The 16,807-nt window shown below is 34.1% G+C and carries 14 protein-coding genes; 7 read left to right on the top strand and 7 right to left on the bottom strand.

All coding sequences use genetic code 11. The features are described from left to right. Positions 1-8 precede the first annotated feature (8 nt). A complete protein-coding gene (locus tag QYS47_RS06330; RefSeq protein WP_322348086.1) occupies positions 9-722 on the top strand; it encodes an RluA family pseudouridine synthase in 714 nt (237 codons plus the stop codon). Positions 723-729: 7 nt separating this feature from the next. On the opposite strand, the gene QYS47_RS06325 is transcribed toward QYS47_RS06330, so the two are convergent. Genes QYS47_RS06325 through QYS47_RS06305 form a run of 5 tightly spaced genes read right to left on the bottom strand, consistent with a single transcriptional unit; the run spans position 730 to position 7,874 of the window. Beyond that, complete coding sequence (locus QYS47_RS06325; protein ID WP_322348085.1) at positions 730-2,304, bottom strand: MutS-related protein; 1,575 nt, start codon at positions 2,302-2,304, stop codon at positions 730-732. 45 nt (positions 2,305-2,349) lie between these two features. After that, positions 2,350-3,534, bottom strand: a complete 1,185-nt coding sequence (locus QYS47_RS06320; RefSeq protein WP_322348084.1) for a hypothetical protein — start codon at positions 3,532-3,534, stop codon at positions 2,350-2,352. After that, entirely contained in the window at positions 3,531-4,403 is an 873-nt protein-coding gene (locus QYS47_RS06315) for an outer membrane beta-barrel protein (RefSeq protein WP_302127210.1), read from the bottom strand. Before QYS47_RS06315 ends, QYS47_RS06320 begins: the two co-directional genes overlap by 4 nt. Before the next feature lie 3 nt (positions 4,404-4,406). Continuing rightward, on the bottom strand, positions 4,407-6,107 hold the full coding sequence (locus QYS47_RS06310) for a DUF1501 domain-containing protein (protein ID WP_322348083.1): 1,701 nt from the start codon (positions 6,105-6,107) through the stop codon (positions 4,407-4,409). A gap of 3 nt (positions 6,108-6,110) precedes the next feature. Further along, on the bottom strand, positions 6,111-7,874 hold the full coding sequence (locus QYS47_RS06305; RefSeq protein ID WP_322348082.1) for a DUF1800 domain-containing protein: 1,764 nt from the start codon (positions 7,872-7,874) through the stop codon (positions 6,111-6,113). A 190-nt stretch (positions 7,875-8,064) separates the two neighbouring features. Between QYS47_RS06305 and QYS47_RS06300 the strand changes: the two genes are divergently transcribed. From QYS47_RS06300 to QYS47_RS06275, 6 genes are all read left to right on the top strand, one after another. Further along, positions 8,065-8,484: a hypothetical protein gene (locus QYS47_RS06300; RefSeq protein WP_322348081.1), complete on the top strand. Its 420-nt coding sequence runs from the start codon at positions 8,065-8,067 to the stop codon at positions 8,482-8,484. Positions 8,485-8,527: 43 nt separating this feature from the next. Then, positions 8,528-9,631, top strand: a complete 1,104-nt coding sequence (locus tag QYS47_RS06295; protein ID WP_322348080.1) for a cytochrome-c peroxidase — start codon at positions 8,528-8,530, stop codon at positions 9,629-9,631. 43 nt (positions 9,632-9,674) lie between these two features. Continuing rightward, positions 9,675-10,418, top strand: a complete 744-nt coding sequence (locus QYS47_RS06290; protein ID WP_322348079.1) for an MbnP family protein — start codon at positions 9,675-9,677, stop codon at positions 10,416-10,418. Positions 10,419-10,442: 24 nt separating this feature from the next. After that, positions 10,443-11,198 carry an MbnP family protein gene (locus tag QYS47_RS06285; RefSeq protein ID WP_322348078.1) on the top strand — a complete coding sequence of 252 codons (756 nt, stop codon included), beginning with the start codon at positions 10,443-10,445 and terminating at the stop codon, positions 11,196-11,198. Between the two features lie 160 nt (positions 11,199-11,358). After that, complete coding sequence (locus QYS47_RS06280) at positions 11,359-12,402, top strand: cytochrome-c peroxidase (protein WP_322348077.1); 1,044 nt, start codon at positions 11,359-11,361, stop codon at positions 12,400-12,402. A gap of 1 nt (position 12,403) precedes the next feature. Further along, on the top strand, positions 12,404-13,375 hold the full coding sequence (locus QYS47_RS06275) for a hypothetical protein (protein ID WP_322348076.1): 972 nt from the start codon (positions 12,404-12,406) through the stop codon (positions 13,373-13,375). An 80-nt stretch (positions 13,376-13,455) separates the two neighbouring features. On the opposite strand, the gene QYS47_RS06270 is transcribed toward QYS47_RS06275, so the two are convergent. Next, positions 13,456-15,687: an NADP-dependent isocitrate dehydrogenase gene (locus tag QYS47_RS06270; RefSeq protein ID WP_322348075.1), complete on the bottom strand. Its 2,232-nt coding sequence runs from the start codon at positions 15,685-15,687 to the stop codon at positions 13,456-13,458. A 298-nt stretch (positions 15,688-15,985) separates the two neighbouring features. Further along, a complete protein-coding gene (gene panB, locus QYS47_RS06265; protein WP_308357330.1) occupies positions 15,986-16,804 on the bottom strand; it encodes a 3-methyl-2-oxobutanoate hydroxymethyltransferase in 819 nt (272 codons plus the stop codon). Between the last annotated feature and the right edge of the window lie 3 nt (positions 16,805-16,807).

The following is a 16,807-nucleotide window of genomic DNA, read 5'->3' as shown; positions in this document are numbered from 1 at the left end:
TTCTCAAAATGTATTACAAATCTATAAAGCCTCTCATCATTGATGAGTCCGATGATTATATATTTATTAATAAACCGCCATTCATTTCAACGTTAGCTGACAGAAATGACACAGTAACTATTTTATCCTTAGTTAAAGATTACAATGATGATTATCAGATTTGCCACAGATTAGATAAAGAAACATCAGGGGTTTTATTAATAGCTAAAAATGCTGAAGCTTATAGAAATGCATCAATACAATTTGAGCACCGACAAGTAGATAAAACCTATCATGCAATTGTGGATGGTTTGCATCAATTTAAAGATGAAATAGTTGATTTACCGCTGCATACTACTGCTTCAGGCTATGTAAAAATATCACACAGGCAAGGTAAAAATGCGAAAACCATTTTCAACACTATTGAGAGTTATAAAAAACATAGCCTAGTAGCTTGCAAACCAGAAACAGGTAGAATGCACCAAATAAGAGTTCATTTAGCTTCTCTAAAGGCTTCCATTACGGCTGACGAAACCTATGGAGGTAACCCATTGTTTTTATCTGCAATAAAAAGAAATTACCATGCCGCTAAAGAAACTGAAGAACAATCAATTATTAAAAGATTTGCCTTGCATGCTAAAAGTCTAATTTTAACTGATTTGCATGGGGAAAAGATAAGTGCAGAAGCTCCATATCCTAAAGATTTTGAAGTGGCTATAAAGCAATTGAGAAAAAATAGTTAAGCTTTTATTAAAACTTACTTTCCATGCTCTTTACTGTACTAAACGCATCTTTAATTATTTCGTCAGGATAATCTGAAAGTTTCAAAATATTGATAGCATTTCTGGTTTTAACCTTTCCTTGCTTTAATTTATAGTCAAAAGAAACTTTATCGTTTTCTATTGACTCATTAAAATGAAATAAATTAAACTCATTCTTTAAAAGATCTGCTAATTCAATATCATGAGTCGATACAAATATTAAATTATTCTTTTTACTTAGATAAGATAAAACAGCTTTACCAGCCGATATTCTTTCAACAGTATTAGTACCCTTAAATATCTCATCTAACAAAATTAAACTATAGCTTTCATTATATGAGTTTTCAATAATATTTTTGATTGTAGCAACCTCCTCAAAATAATAACTTTTATCATTCATTAAATCATCACTAATTCTAATGGCTGATAATAAATTCATAAAAGGTAGTTGAATTGAATCAGCAAAACATGTATTTAAATTCAAAGCAGTGATTAGGTTTATCCCAATTGTTCTGATAAAAGTTGTTTTACCCGACATATTCGATCCTGTTAACAAAACAGATTTACCGGATGTATTGATATCATTTTTAATACAATCTGGAATTAACGGATGATAAATTCCTTTAGCTATGAGATTAAACTCTTGATTGTGAAAATCAGGTTTACTATAAGTATTTAAACCTGATCTTAATGAACTAACCGAATAAAGCATGTCTAATTTACCAATAAAAGAATGCAGGTTCTTTATATCAAGCTTATTAGTATTGAGTTTAGTAATAAGTTTTCTAAAAAGGATTGGCTCTAGTAGTAGTGAAATTTTAAACAGTTCTAATAATCCCCATAAGATAGTAGTAACGTCTCCCTGCAATCTATTTTCCATCTGGAATAAATAGAAATGTTTTTTCATTTTCTTAATCTCATGCAGTGATTTGGAAATATCTTGTTTAGCGAAATAATTGGGATACTTTTTAGTGAAAAAATGACTTACCTTATAAAGTTTCACTAATTCTGGTAAAGCAGAAATATAATAATCTAAATTATTCTTATTCCTGTAGTGAATCCACATATTAGCTATTAGCAGAAATGGAATAATATAAATTAAATCAGGAAATATAAGGAGCCCTATTAAGGAAAATAATGTCATTAATGTTAAAATCGGAAGTAACTTATACCACCTAGGTACTTCAAATGACTTTTCTTGAAAGAGTTTAGAGATGTAATATGCTTCAGTGCTATTTAAGGATCGAAGCTTATCCTCCACGGTTTTTCTAAAATTAAGATTATTAGCGATCTCATCAATAATGACCTCGTCCTCAGATTTTATAGTTGCGTCCTTAGAAATTGTTCTGAGTTGATAATAAAAATATTGTTGCCCAACACTAGAATTCGTTCTATCTAGGAACATAAAAAGCTCTTCAAAATCTAAATCATCGCAAGTTTGGTCACTTAATTTATTTGATTCTTTGATGTTAGACTTATGAAAGAACTCTGAAATCCAATGAAAATAAAATGGTACCTCCTTTATTTTACCGAATAAGAACTGTTGTTTATTAGAAGACCTCAATTTGTAATTTATGATTGTATAATTTGCTAAAATACAATTCCAGATTTATAAAATATCCAAAACCTGCTGCTTATTAATTCTTTGCAGATAAATTCTTTCAAATCTTCCAGCTAAAAAAGTGGTTCCAGTAATGGCAATCCCACCATCATCCAATGCTATAATATCTGATAATGTAAATGGATTTAAAGTCCCTAGGTAATAAGTAGCTTCTAGTTGCCCTGAATTAATATTATAAAAATAAAGTACTACTTGTCTCCCTTCTGTTTCAGAAGCTATTACAGTGTAATCGGTAGTGCTGGAAGAATAGGCTGTAATTCTGCATATTGCCTTTTCCGATATCTCGGGTATATTTCTATCAAATAAATTTACTGATGAGTTAATTTCGTTAATTGGCAATGTAGTTTTAGCATTCATAAAATGATCCGCAAATTGATAGCCAACAATGGCAAAGTCTGAACCTGTTGTTGGAAATGCAGCTTTTAAGCCTGCGTCTGTTCCTTGTCCTTGTAAAACACCCGTTGGATTATCACTAAAGTCAGTAAATACTAAAGAAAGTGTATAATTGAAAAAGCCATTAAAATAATATCTATCCCCTGCAGTTTGTCCACAGAAAAATGGCAAGCGAGCACTTCTCTTTGTAAAATGATCCACTATAGGGTCTTGAACATCGCTACCTGGCCCAATAGAATATGCAGCCTGTTGTAAAATCTGTCCTTCCCGACTGACTTCAGTAAGAATTGTATTTAAACCATCTGGATCATAGGACAGTAATAATAAATTATTATTTGAAGTAGTATTAGCCGCTAATGGATAAGAAGCTGTCGTATTTAAAGCTGTAGTAGATAATTCGCCATTTTCGCTAATACTTGCCAAATATGGCCTCAAAGTATTTCGATCCATACAGAAAAAATAAAGTGTATTCCCAATTTTCTGTAAAGATTTAGTAGGTGCCACAAGGTTTTCTTCTAGCGGCTGTTCATTGATAAAATTACCAATGGAATCAGTAGTCACTATATTTATTCCTGAAAAATCGCTAGATCTTAAACTTCTTTCAGATAATATATAAAAGTTATCTAGATTTTTTTGTAAACCTACCGGACTGTAAGCAGCATTATAATTTGCATCATCATATATCTTCAGGAAAGATTGTTGGGGGGAAACTTCCTCTTCAGAACAGGCAGAAAAAATAATTAAGCTTAATAAAATTAATTTCAGATTGATAATTTTCATAATGCTTTAAACTGAGAATCAATAAATCGAAGTGGAAAAACAAAACTTACTGAGGCGCTATAATTTTGTAGACTATAGTCATCTTGCACCTCACCAAATGATGAAAAAGTATTCTCATCAAATCGGGTTTGATCATTTACAATTGACTGAAAACTATGTCGATACTGAACATCAATAATTGACCTAATATTCCAAAAGTCAAAACTCACACCTATTCCACCCAATACTCCATAATTGTTTAATACTTCTTCCCTATTATTTAATTTGATATTGGCTCTTTCAAATTCTACGGCTTCACCGGATGCATAATCGGTTTCAAATACATTAACTTCTTTATTAGCATCAAAAGCAAAAGCATAAAATGCTCCAGCCATCACAAACGGTCTAATTTTTTCTCCCAGAATATCATATTTAACAGCAATTGGAAGCTCTAAAAAAGTAATGCTTTGTCTTACCTGATAACTGGTTTCATACTGATCTCTATCCGTTTCTCCTGACCAAGCGAGCTCACTATTGTAGTTGATATTATTTCTAAAAAAAGTTGGGTAAGTCATTACAGAAAATCCCTTGTGATAAAAAGTGACATCCAACCCAATATGAAAGGCTGGATCAACAAAATCTTCGTATTCTTTTACTAGCTTATCTTCATTATAATTGATAGGATTTAACCCTGAAAAGCTTTCAATCAATGTAGTTTGTGTAATATTAGTCCCTCCTCTAATTCCTAACCACCATTGTGTTTGTAAGAATTCTTGCGCTTGATTACCTGGTTTAGGCTTTTGCTTCCTCAACTGACTATAAGCAGGATTTAAAGCTAAAGCAAACAATATCAGAGCTACAAATACTCTGAATAATTTAATATTCAACATAAATCAGTTCTTGATTAATTTTTTAGAGTCATTTATATTTTTGGCATTAATTCTGATTTGGTAAATACCGGATTTTAATCCACTTAAGTCCAATTTGATATCATTACTACCTTGCATTAAAGGCTTCATCATCACACCAATTGATTGTCCCGTTATGCTAATAATTTCAATTCTTACCTTTCCAGCCTCATTTGATTGAATCTTTAAATTGGTTGAATCTGCTGCTGGATTTGGAAATGGATTAGCCACATTATAATGCTTACCTAACCAAGAATTTGTTCCTGTAATGCTATTAGAAATCATTTCTACATCAGGTAATGGATTCCCATTTTCATCAGATGCGTTGAAAAAATCTTTAAAAAAGATATCGTTATTAATACTTGCTTGATCTACTCCCAACCATTCATGAAGAATACTAGCATAGAGCTGTCTATAGTCAAATTGTAATCCTATATTACTTTGAGTTAAATCCGGATTAGTACCAAATACTCCAGGATTCACTCGATTTCCAAATACCATTACCGCTCCACCCTTTCCATGATCGGTACCGTAACTTCCGTTTGATGGAATTCTTCTACCGAATTCACTCATACTAATGGTCAAGACTCTATCTTGTAAACCACGAGCTTTTAAATCCTCATGAAATGCTTTCATTGCAGCCGAAATATGATACATTTTAGTAGCATGAACCCCCATGGTAGTATTACTTCCTTCCACCTGTCCTGCATGAGTATCAAATCCTCCAATTTTCACTAGAAAAACCTTAGTTTTTATATCACCGCCTAATAAACGAGCTACTAATTGAAGCTGCCCGCTTAGAGGATTTCGTAAGCTACCTGATGGCGCATTAAACGGATATATTTCAGGATAATCTACTTTAGTTTCATTAGAAGATTGATAAATCTCTCCTAGTCTTTTAATGTAAGTTTCAGATTTATCTTCTAATCCTAATATCCAATCCATTTCCTTTTTATAAGGAGAGCCTGCTAAATGTTCTGGTGGCAAACCTCTTGGATCTATCCCTTCATCTGCAAATCCTTCTAAATTTTCAATTTGATTCAGCAGTTGCCCAGGGCTATTTCCTAATGAAATAGATGTTGGAATATTCCCTTCCTGATGAAATAATAATGAAGTATCATTTCCCATTTCTAAAGCTAATGGGTCTGGCATGCCTGCGTTTGGGAAATCATCAGGATACTCAGATGGAGCATAAATATGATTGAGATATCTCCCTACCCATCCAGAAGAATAATAATCATCATAATCTCCACCCATGAACCAAATGTCTCTTCCTCTAAAATGAGACCCATTATTTTTAGGATAAGAAACCCCCTGATACACTGCTGCATGCCCCCTATCATACATGCTTTTAAAATCAATCATGTCAGGATGAAGACCGACTTGATCGGCAGGGTTTAAAGTACTATCTAAAGGAATTAAGGTCCGATTGCCACTTTTATATGGAATGGCAATATTGGCTCTCCTACTGTAATAAAGATCATAATTATCAATCGGAATAAAACTATTTGTACTATCATTCCCTCCATGTAGTTGAAGGATTACCAATACCTTGTCGTTGTCACTTTTCGGCAATAGACTTTTTAATGGCTGATGAGAAGACAATAATTTTATAGGGATACCATTAAAAGCAACAGCACCACCAGCAGCAAATCCTAATCTTTTTATAAATTTTCTTCTATCCATAACCTACATCAATTGATATTCTGGTGATTGTAAAATAGCATTAAATAAATCTTGAAGTTGTCTTTCAACCGTTTCGCGATCAACACCCTGTGTCCATCTGAAAGTCCATGCTTCTTCAGGGTTTTCATCTATCTGAAAAGTTTTCAAAAATGCATTGAGAAAATAATTCAACCTTTCTTCTGTAAGCGGACTACTTCCTTCATTTTGAAAACCTAAATTCTCCGTTAGAGCTAAAAACTGATTTGCCACTTCAACTACAAGTTCTCTAGCATTCGCAGCGATAGCATTATCTACATATTTTTCCACATATTGTATTGGTGTAGAAATAGCAACAGACATTTCCATCATATCAGCTCTACTCACTCTTTGAACGTAAGCGTATCTTTGAGTTAAATAAGAGGTAGTAATCCATCCTCGGTGATAAATTGGAAACTGATGATAGGCTGGGTAACCCGCTACTTCAAAAGGCTCATAAAAATTAAGGCCCATTATTCTCATAGTATTGAGCCACTCATTTGTGAATTCGTAAAATGTAGTGGCATCTGTAAGATAATCTGGTAATTGAAGTTCGAAATTTCTTGCATGGCCAATAATTAAATCAATTGGGCTTTTAATAATACTACCAAAATTATCATCCGTTAAGCCATCACCTCCTTCATAAAACTCTCTGCTTTGGAATAGTGATGTCAGGACAGCTTGTAAACTAAAACCACTTTCTACAAAGACGGTTGCCATATCTTTTATGACACCATTTTGAGTTTCCTCTTTAATTTCATGATACACAAAAAATCTATATAATTTTCTGCAGATATGAATTGCTGTTTCCTCTTGCTGGAAAATTACATCAACAAACTGTTTAATTTCATCAACAGCACTTTCGTAAGTAGCTTGACCATTTAATTGTAACTCAGGATTTGGAGATATTACAGCCTCGCCAAACCTAAAGCTTAATTTTTTGCTCGCATTATCATGCTGACTTGCTGTCAAACCATCTCCTTTAGCTATCGCTGTGGGCAAAGAGGTTTGTTCATCTATGAAACTAAAATTTTGATCAGTATTAAAACCTGACAAAACTCGAGCACCTTCTTGTACATCCAGCTCTGTAAAAGTACCATAATCTCCTACTTCACTACTTCCTTTATCAGTTCCCTCAAGACCACGACCAATTGTGTAAAGTTCTAAAAGTTCACGAGCAAAATTTTCATTAGGACTTCCTTTAACATTTAGCCTTCCATCGAGAAACCTTAACATGGCATTATCTAAAGAAACCTTCAATACTAAATCTTTAAAGTTCAAAGGCTCTAGCGAATCTTCTATCGTGAAGAATTGATCAAATGCAAATTTTCTAAAAAGCTGATTCTGAAAATATAAGGCTCTACTGCTTCCTACAACTGATCTTTTAGTTGTAAAATGTGTATGAAGAAAATAGACAAGCCTTTCTCTAAAAATATAGGGTAATTTCTGATTCTCTTCTACATTTGGCGCTAAAAACTGCCCCATCTGCCAACCTAAAAAGTATTGTTCTAACTCAAAGCCCTCACTATTAGCATCTGTAGTTCCAGTTAGCATCCACTCTTGACCTGTTGCAGGGTCTATTGGAGGCTCTGGCAATGGAAGGTCTGATATAAAAAGTCTTTCGATTGCCTGTTGAGGTGTGAGTTGAGAAAATTCCTGAACTAAATCTGGAGTTGCACCAAATACAGTTCTTCTTAGAAGATGAGAAGCTCTTTGATTTCCTAATGGCTCAGTAAGTGGAGTTAATGGCATAATATTAATTTACTTCAATATCAAAAATATAAAAAAAACTTTAAAAATAATTTTATCGACTATTTTTGAAGCCTTATCGATAAAAAAGAATCATCCAAAGAAGTAAGATTTAAGTAACATTTGTAACGAACAATCTAATTTTTTTTACATTCTACACCTTAAACGTTATGATTTAACGAACTATTTTTTGTTGCAATTGATTAAAGATAAAATAACACCTACTTTTGTAAACGTGAAGCAAAAAGTCATCACCATAACGCTATTACTATTTTTTCTCTGCCATACCTTCATGTTCATGGTCATCAGACTTAATTTTGAAGTAAATAGAGACAGATTAGCGGAATTGTTTTGTGTGAACAAAGACGAACCCATGACGATGTGTTATGGAAGTTGTTATTTAAATGACCAATTGAAAAAAGAAGCTGAAAAAAAGAGTTCAGAAAAAAACACTTTAACAGAGCAGATTCAGCTTGATAATAGTCCAAAAACACTTAGCATTAAAGTATTTAACGCAGATATTCCAAATACTCACTTTTACCCTGATTACTCGAATATATACAAATTCTTATTTGAATTTGACATTACCCATCCCCCTCGTTTATTAGCCTAATCCTTAATAATCACAAGTTTTAACTAATTGACGATACTCTATAATGAAAAGTAGAATTTTATTTCTGCTTTCCTTATATCCTTGGTTAATAGCGTGCAATCCTGAAGAATACTCTCCAGTTGTAGAAGACAGTTATCAAATAAACCCACCAGTTTATTTTGGAGACTACAAGGAACGCATACCTAGTGACAACCCCATCACAAAAAATGGATTTGAACTAGGAAGAAAGCTATTTTATGAAAAAGCTTTATCAGCGGATAATAGCATTTCTTGCGGTACATGTCACCAACAAAAATTGGCATTTACTGACGGAAAGGCGAAAAGCGAAGGATTTGAAGGAAGGCTAGGAAAAGTAAGCGCAATGTCGCTAAGTAATTTGCTGTGGACAGAAAATTTCACATGGTCGGGAAAATTCGATCGCTTAAAAGATCAGTCGCTTGATCCAATTCAAAATCCAATAGAAATGCATTTGCCTTTAGAGCAGGCAGTTAAAAAGTTGGAAGAGAAAGGGTATGCTGCTGATTTTCAAAAAGCTTTTGGTTCTTATGACATCAATGTGGAAAGAATCGGGAACGCACTTGCACAGTTTCAAAGGGCATTAATATCATCGGATTCTCGATATGACCAATACTTGAGAGGCGAAATTGAGCCTACTCAATCGGAATTAAACGGGATGAACCTTTTTTTCACACATCCAATTCCAGGTCAATTGAGAGGTGCTAATTGTGGAGATTGTCATTTGGGACCGCTTACTTCAGGCGATATTGATGGATTTCAAGGGTTTCATAACAATGGGTTAGATAATGATGAGACAATGGATGATGGCTTAATGGCAGTTACAGGCAAGCCTCAAGACAAAGGGCGATTTAAAACCCCAACCTTAAGGAATATTGCTGTAACGGCTCCTTATATGCACGATGGACGATTTGAAACTCTGGAAGAAGTATTAGATCATTACAATTCGGGCATTAAAAAAAGTGAAACCTTGGATATTTTAATCATCGAAGGTAGCAACGAGCCTATAAATGTTCATGATGAAATTCGGCTACACTTAACTGAAAAAGAAAAGAAAGACGTGATCGCTTTTTTACACATGTTGACAGACGAATCATTCTTAAATAATCCGGATTTCTCTAACCCTCACTAACTGCGTGATTTAGATATGAATTTTTTAACAATTGAAGAAAAATATGAAAACAATAAAAAACAAATTTATATATGCCTTGCCTCTTTTTTTGGCGCTAACCTTCACTTCTTGTACTGAGAATGAAGAAATTGATAAAGGCACTTTAAAAATTGAATTTGAAAATCTGTTAAATGGCGAACCATTGCAGTTTGAAGGCTTTCGGTATAACAGAGACGAAGTGGATTTTAATATTGCCGTATTAAAATATTACATCTCCAATATAAAGTTTTTAGATGAAGAAGGACAAGTCATCTTCACTGAACCAGAAAGTTATCATTTGTTGGAAGAAACGAGCACAAGAAAGGAATTAACTATTGAAATTCCTGATCTAGAGCTACAAGAAATTTCTTCCATAGAATTTTCCATTGGAATTGATCCTGAAAAAAATCTAAGCTTAGATAATACAGGTGACCTCGACCCTAGCAATGAAATGGCTTGGAACTGGGATACGGGCTATAAATTCCTGCTGATGGAAGGAGAAATATTCGAATCTGATGGTAACAGAAAAGGAATGGTTTATCACATTGGCGGAAATGAAAATTATAAGACAATAAAAAAAGAAGTTAAGGCCGAAATAAAAGCAAATACAACCGCTACTGTAGAAATCAAGGCAGAAGTCTTATCTCTATTTGATGCTCCACACTACATCAACATTAATGAAGTAAATGTGGCGATGGGCGGAGATAACGCTAGCAAAATAGCAGAGAATTATGCTAACAATTTCTTTTCAATTAACACTTCAAATTAATTCTAAAATTAAAAATATAATAAAATGAAAAATCTATATATTCTATTAATAGCAAGCATCCTAATGTTTTCTTGTAATGACGATATGAACGAAAACATCATCCAAGAAGATGTATCCTTTAATTTCCACTTTCATCCTACCGTAGGTGATCAGGAATTTTCTACAGATCAAGTTTATAGCATTAACAATCACGAAGTAGTCTTTTCTACTGTATCATTTTACGTTTCAAACTTAAGCTTACAGCAAAAAGACGGACAAAAAGTAGCACTTGATAATGCCACTGAAGAGAAAGAGGATGATTTGTTTTTATTAGTTTCTGCCGATAAAATGATTTATGAAGGCGTTACAGTTCCCGGTGGAGAATACGGTAATATATCTTTCCAAATTGGGGTAGATACCCTTGTGAATAGCACCATAGAACCTTCTGCTTGGCCTTCCGATCATGCTTTATCTGAAGATTATCCTGGCTTTGCTTACTGGAGCTGGAATTCAGGCTACAAATTTATTGTGGCAGAAGGAACTGTTGATGGCGAAGCTTTCAAATATCATATTGGGACTAATGCTCTTATCAAGGATATCAATTTATCAGCCGATTTTATGCTAATGGAAGATGGAAATGAAATCATGATTAACTATGACATTGCGGAGTTTTTCTCTGGAATTGATTTAGGCAATCCTGATAACTTAGTGAATATGACTTTTAAAAACCCAGAGCAAGCTAATAAAATAGCAGATAATGTTAGTAAGTCGGTTAAAATAATGGGGAATCAAAGCATGTAACTAGCAGCAAAACAGAAGAAAAGATTATAAATGTAATTCTTTCTTCTAGCAAATTGGCGCACAAATAATCAATCTTAAAATATTCAACTTTAATAGCTGATTTTGTAATACTTAAGAGAGTATTTGTGCGCCTATTAAAATCTTTTATCAATTATGCGATATGCCAAAATTACATAAGCAATATATTTCTATAGCTTTATTTCTCTTGGGAATGATAGTGAGCGCTTGTGATGATACGGAATTTGTACCAGAATATGCAATAGAGGTTCCGGAGAATCTAGGTGATTTTCTACCACAAAATGAGCGCAATTTAATAACAGAAAAAGGAGTGCTGCTTGGAGAAAAAATCTTTTTCGATCAGCGATTTTCATCCAATGGAAAAGTCTCCTGTGCAAGCTGCCATAAGCCCGAAAAAGCCTTTACTGATGGTGTAGCGCTGTCGAACTTAGGAGTTTCAGGAAAGGCCTTGCATAGGAATTCACCTACTCTAGCCAATATTGCCTGGGCAGATGGTCTTTTTTGGGATGGAGGAGCACTTAATTTAGAATCTTTAAGTTTTGGACCACTTACGCATGTAGATGAAATGAATAATGATTTGGATAGCCTTGTTGGCTGGTTGTCTGATGATCCAGATTACTATCCCTTATTCATGGAGGCATTTCCTAATTTAGGGGTTTCTTCTGCTTCCATTTCCAGAGCCTTGGCACAATTTCAGCGTAGCCTGATCTCTGCAAATTCAAAATACGACCAATACGCCAGAGCTGATAAAAATATATTTTCATCGGCTGAAAAAAGAGGACTTCAATTATTCACTCAGCATTGTAGCAGCTGCCACCAATCAGATCACTTTACAGATTACAGCTATCATAATAACGGACTTGATTCCGTTTTTACCGACACCTCTTTTGAAGAGGTATTTAAAGGAAGATATCGAATCACTAGAGATCCTGAGGATCTGGGAAAATATAAGACTCCGACTTTACGAAATATAGCTTTAACAGCGCCTTACATGCATGATGGCAGATTTCCAACTTTAGAAAGTGTGCTATTGCATTATGCAGAGGGAGTTCAAAAATCCGAAACTTTATCACCGCTTCTAAAAGAAGGCGGGAAAGTCGGAATTAAACTAAGTCATCAAGAGCAAAGTGATATTATCGAGTTTCTGCACACATTAACTGACAAAGAATTTATAAACAAATATTGAAATGAATAAAAAGTTAATTTTACTATTAATTTTAGTAGGTATACAAACCAGATTATTGGCATGTGACGTTTGCAATATATTTGAGTTTAAGACTGTTGACCAGAAAAATTATATTGGTGTATTCTATCATTATATGTCTTTCAATGGCTACAGTCATCTCAATCAAGAGCACCGCATGTTTTCAAGATCGCCACAAATGCATGAATTAGATGGTTCTAATCTATTCTTTGAAAAAAAACAGCAAGATTTTGAAAAATATTCAACCTTTGCTTTAAGAGCTAATTTAAATCTTTTTAAAAACTTCAGGTTAAATGTATTGCTACCATACGAACGCACGGTTGTTTATTATAATAAAGTATGGTCTACTGTAGATCCTGTTTCGGACACTACCATGACCTTATCTGGGTTGGGCGATGCTATTGTGGGAATAGATAAAAATATTAGATTCACAACTGATCAATTCACTCACTATCTAATCCCTGGGCTTAGCTTAAAATTACCTACCGGGATTACCAATATAAAAGATAATGCAGGCGAGGTATTTGACCCTGAAATACAACCAGGAACAGGAACTTTAGATCTGCTCTTGAGATTAAATCATACCATGACGAATGGTAAATGGGGTTTATTTTCTGCATCTAGTTATAAAATAAACAGTACTCACAATAACTATAGATTTGCGAATAGCTTTAATTTTCAATCTGATGTATTCCTGGTGCTTGGTAACCCTAAAAAACAATTTATACCCCAAGCTGGCTTTTATATGGAAAGTGCCGGAAAAAACATAGATGAGGGAAATAGTATAGATTTTACAGGAGGCACTACCGTCTTTTTCGATAGTGGCATGGAGTTAAGAATAAATAACTCGATTAGTTTCCAACTATCAGCTCAATTACCAGTTTACGACCAAAGAAACAATACTCAAATTGGTAATGCAGGAAGGTTAAATGTAGGCATAGTTAAAATTATGTAAATATGAAATAGCCTGATTAATCAAAGAAATAAAGAGACCCTTTAGTACGCTATCTGCTTTACTAAAGGGTCTTGATATAATTATGAAACTATTGAGTCTAATATTTCATTTAGTGTATTGCTTGGTCTCATTTGCTTGATCAATATGCTTTCTTCGGGTTTATAGTAGCCTCCCATATCAACCGCTTTTCCTTGAGCTTCTAATAATTCTTCATTTATTTGAGCTTCTTTTGCTTTCATAACTTCAGCAACTTTACTGAAAATCTTTTTAAGATCAGCATCTTCATTTTGATTGGCTAAAGCTTCAGCCCAGTACATTGCTAAATAGAAGTGACTTCCTCTGTTATCAATTTCATTCACTTTCCTAGAAGGTGACTTGTTTTCTTCTAAGAATTTAGAGGTTGCATTATCTAAAGCAGCTCCTAAAATTTTAGCTTTCTCATTATCAAAGGTTTTACCTAAATGATCTAATGAAACTGCCAACGCTAAAAACTCACCCAATGAATCCCATCTCAAGTGACCTTCCTCCATAAATTGCTGAACGTGCTTAGGAGCTGAACCTCCAGCGCCTGTTTCAAATAAACCACCACCATTCATTAATGGAACAATAGATAACATTTTCGCACTCGTCCCCACTTCTAAAATTGGGAATAAATCCGTTAAGTAATCTCTTAATACATTTCCAGTCACTGAAATAGTATCCTGCCCTTTTACAATTCTTTCTAAAGAATAACGAGTAGCCTCCACAGGACTCATGATTTTGATTTCTAAGCCATTAGTATCATGATCTTTTAAGTACTCATTCACTTTCTTTATTAATTCTGAATCGTGTGCACGATTTCTATCTAACCAGAAAACTGCTGGGTTATCAGTATCCTTTGCTCTGTTAACACCTAGTTTCACCCAGTCTTTAATCGGAGCATCTTTTACCTGACACATTCTCCAAATATCACCTTCTGATACTTCATGACTTAATAAAACATTTCCATTAGAGTCGGTAACTTCTACAGTTCCTGCTTCTGGAATTTCAAAAGTTTTATCATGAGAACCATATTCTTCAGCTTTCTGTGCCATCAAACCAACATTGGAAACGCTTCCCATAGTAGCAGGATCTAAAGCTCCATTTTGCTTACAGAAATCTATAGTTTCCTGATAAACGCCTGCATAACTTCTATCCGGAATGATAGCTTTTGTGTCCTGAGTTTGATTATTCTTATTCCACATCTGACCAGAGGTTCTGATCATAGCAGGCATAGAAGCATCAATAATGACATCACTTGGCACATGAAGATTCGTGATCCCTTTGTCAGAATTTACCATTGCTAAATCTGGACCATCATTATAGCATGCCTCAATATCAGCTTCTATCTCTTTTCTTTTATCTTCAGCTAAGCCTTCAATTTGTGATAATAAAGAAGCAAAACCATTATTCACATCAACACCTAATTGGTCTAATGTTTCTTGATGCTTTTTGAAAACTGGTTCAAAGAAAGCTTTAACTGCATGACCAAAAATAATTGGATCAGACACTTTCATCATAGTAGCTTTCAAGTGAATAGAAAACAATACTCCTGCTTTCTTCGCTTCCTCTTTTTGTTCTTTTAAGAATGCATTTAATGAAGCCGCACTCATAACTGCTGCATCAATTATTTCACCTTCTTGCAGCTTCAAACCACTTTTAAGGTTTTTTACGTTTCCGGACTTTGTTTTCAAATCAATTTTAACCTCAGTAGCAGCAGGGATAGTAAGTGATTTTTCACTTCCGTAAAAATCACCTTCAGTCATACTTGCCACATGGCTTTTTGAATCTTTACTCCATTTGCCCATGCTGTGTGGATGCTTCTTAGCATATTCCTTAACAGCTTTTGGGGCTCTTCTATCAGAGTTCCCTTCTCTTAAAACAGGGTTAACGGCACTACCCTTTACATTATCATATTTTGCCTTTATAGATTTTTCTTCATCATTTTTAGGCTCATCTGGATAATCCGGAAGATTATAACCTAATGCTTGTAATTCTTTAATTGCGGCCTTCAATTGAGGAATTGATGCACTAATATTTGGAAGCTTTACAATATTAGCTTCTGGTGTTTTTGCAATCTCGCCTAGTTCAGCTAAATCATCATTGATTTGCTGTTCAGCTTTAAGTCTTTCAGGGAACTGAGAAATTATACGACCCGCCAAAGAAATATCACGAGTTTCAACCACTATTCCTGCTGAATCAGTGAATGCTTTTATAATTGGTAAAAAAGAATATGTTGCTAAAGCAGGTGCTTCATCTGTTTTGGTATATAAAATCTTTGCGGTTTTCGACATGATTTATTTTTTTATTATTTAATAATTATGAAGTGTAACGGTCATTTCTAGACCATGTTCCAAAAATTAGAATGCGAAATTAATTAAAAGAAAGACTAGATGAAATTATTTCATACCGCTTTCTTTTAGATGACTTAAACATTATGACATACATAAAGTTTATGGTCTAAAAATTTTTATGGAATTTGTAATTGCAGGAGGAACCGTTTTAATAGCTATTGGAGTAATATATTTCTCACTTAAAAGAGTGTTTCGAGAACCTTAACCCTAATTCTAAAACATATCAACTCAGTTTCTATTAATACATTTCATCTTGGTTAGGAAAGTCTACATTTTTAACATCTTCTACATATTTACCAATAGCCTCTGTTATTGTAGTATCTAATTTAGCGTAGTGTCTTAAAAACCTTGGTTTAAATTCAGTAGTAATTCCCAATAAGTCATGTAATACTAAAACTTGGCCATCCACATATGGTCCCGCACCAATACCAATTATTGGAATGTTTACTTCTTTTGCTACTCTTTTAGCAAGTTCAGCAGGTATTTTTTCTAAAACGATGCTAAAGCATCCACATTCTTCTAAAATTTTAGCATCCTCAATTAGCTTTTCTGCTTCCGCTTCTTCCTTTGCTCGAACGGTATAGGTTCCAAATTTATAAATAGATTGAGGTGTTAAACCTAAATGCCCCATTACAGGAATTCCTGCACTTAAAATTCTTTTGATAGATTCTTGAATCTCAGCCCCACCTTCCATTTTAACTGCATGTCCACCTGATTCTTTCATAATCCTGATAGAGGACCTTAAAGCTTCAGAAGAATTGCCTTGATATGATCCGAAAGGAATATCGACAACTACCAATGCTCTTTCAACCGCCCTTACTACTGCAGCTGCATGATAAATCATCTGATCTAGAGTAATAGGAAGTGTAGTTTCATGCCCGGCCATTACATTTGATGCTGAATCACCAACCAGAATCACATCAACACCCGCAGCATCTACAAGCTTAGCCATTGAAAAATCATAAGCCGTTAACATAGAGATTTTTTCACCTCTATTTTTCATTTCATGCAATTGATGAGTAGTGATTTTTTTGATTGAGTTTTTATGAACTGACATGCA

The organism is Marivirga arenosa, from assembly GCF_030503875.2.
Taxonomy (GTDB): domain Bacteria; phylum Bacteroidota; class Bacteroidia; order Cytophagales; family Cyclobacteriaceae; genus Marivirga; species Marivirga arenosa.
This window is presented reverse-complemented; position numbering and strand designations above follow the sequence as displayed.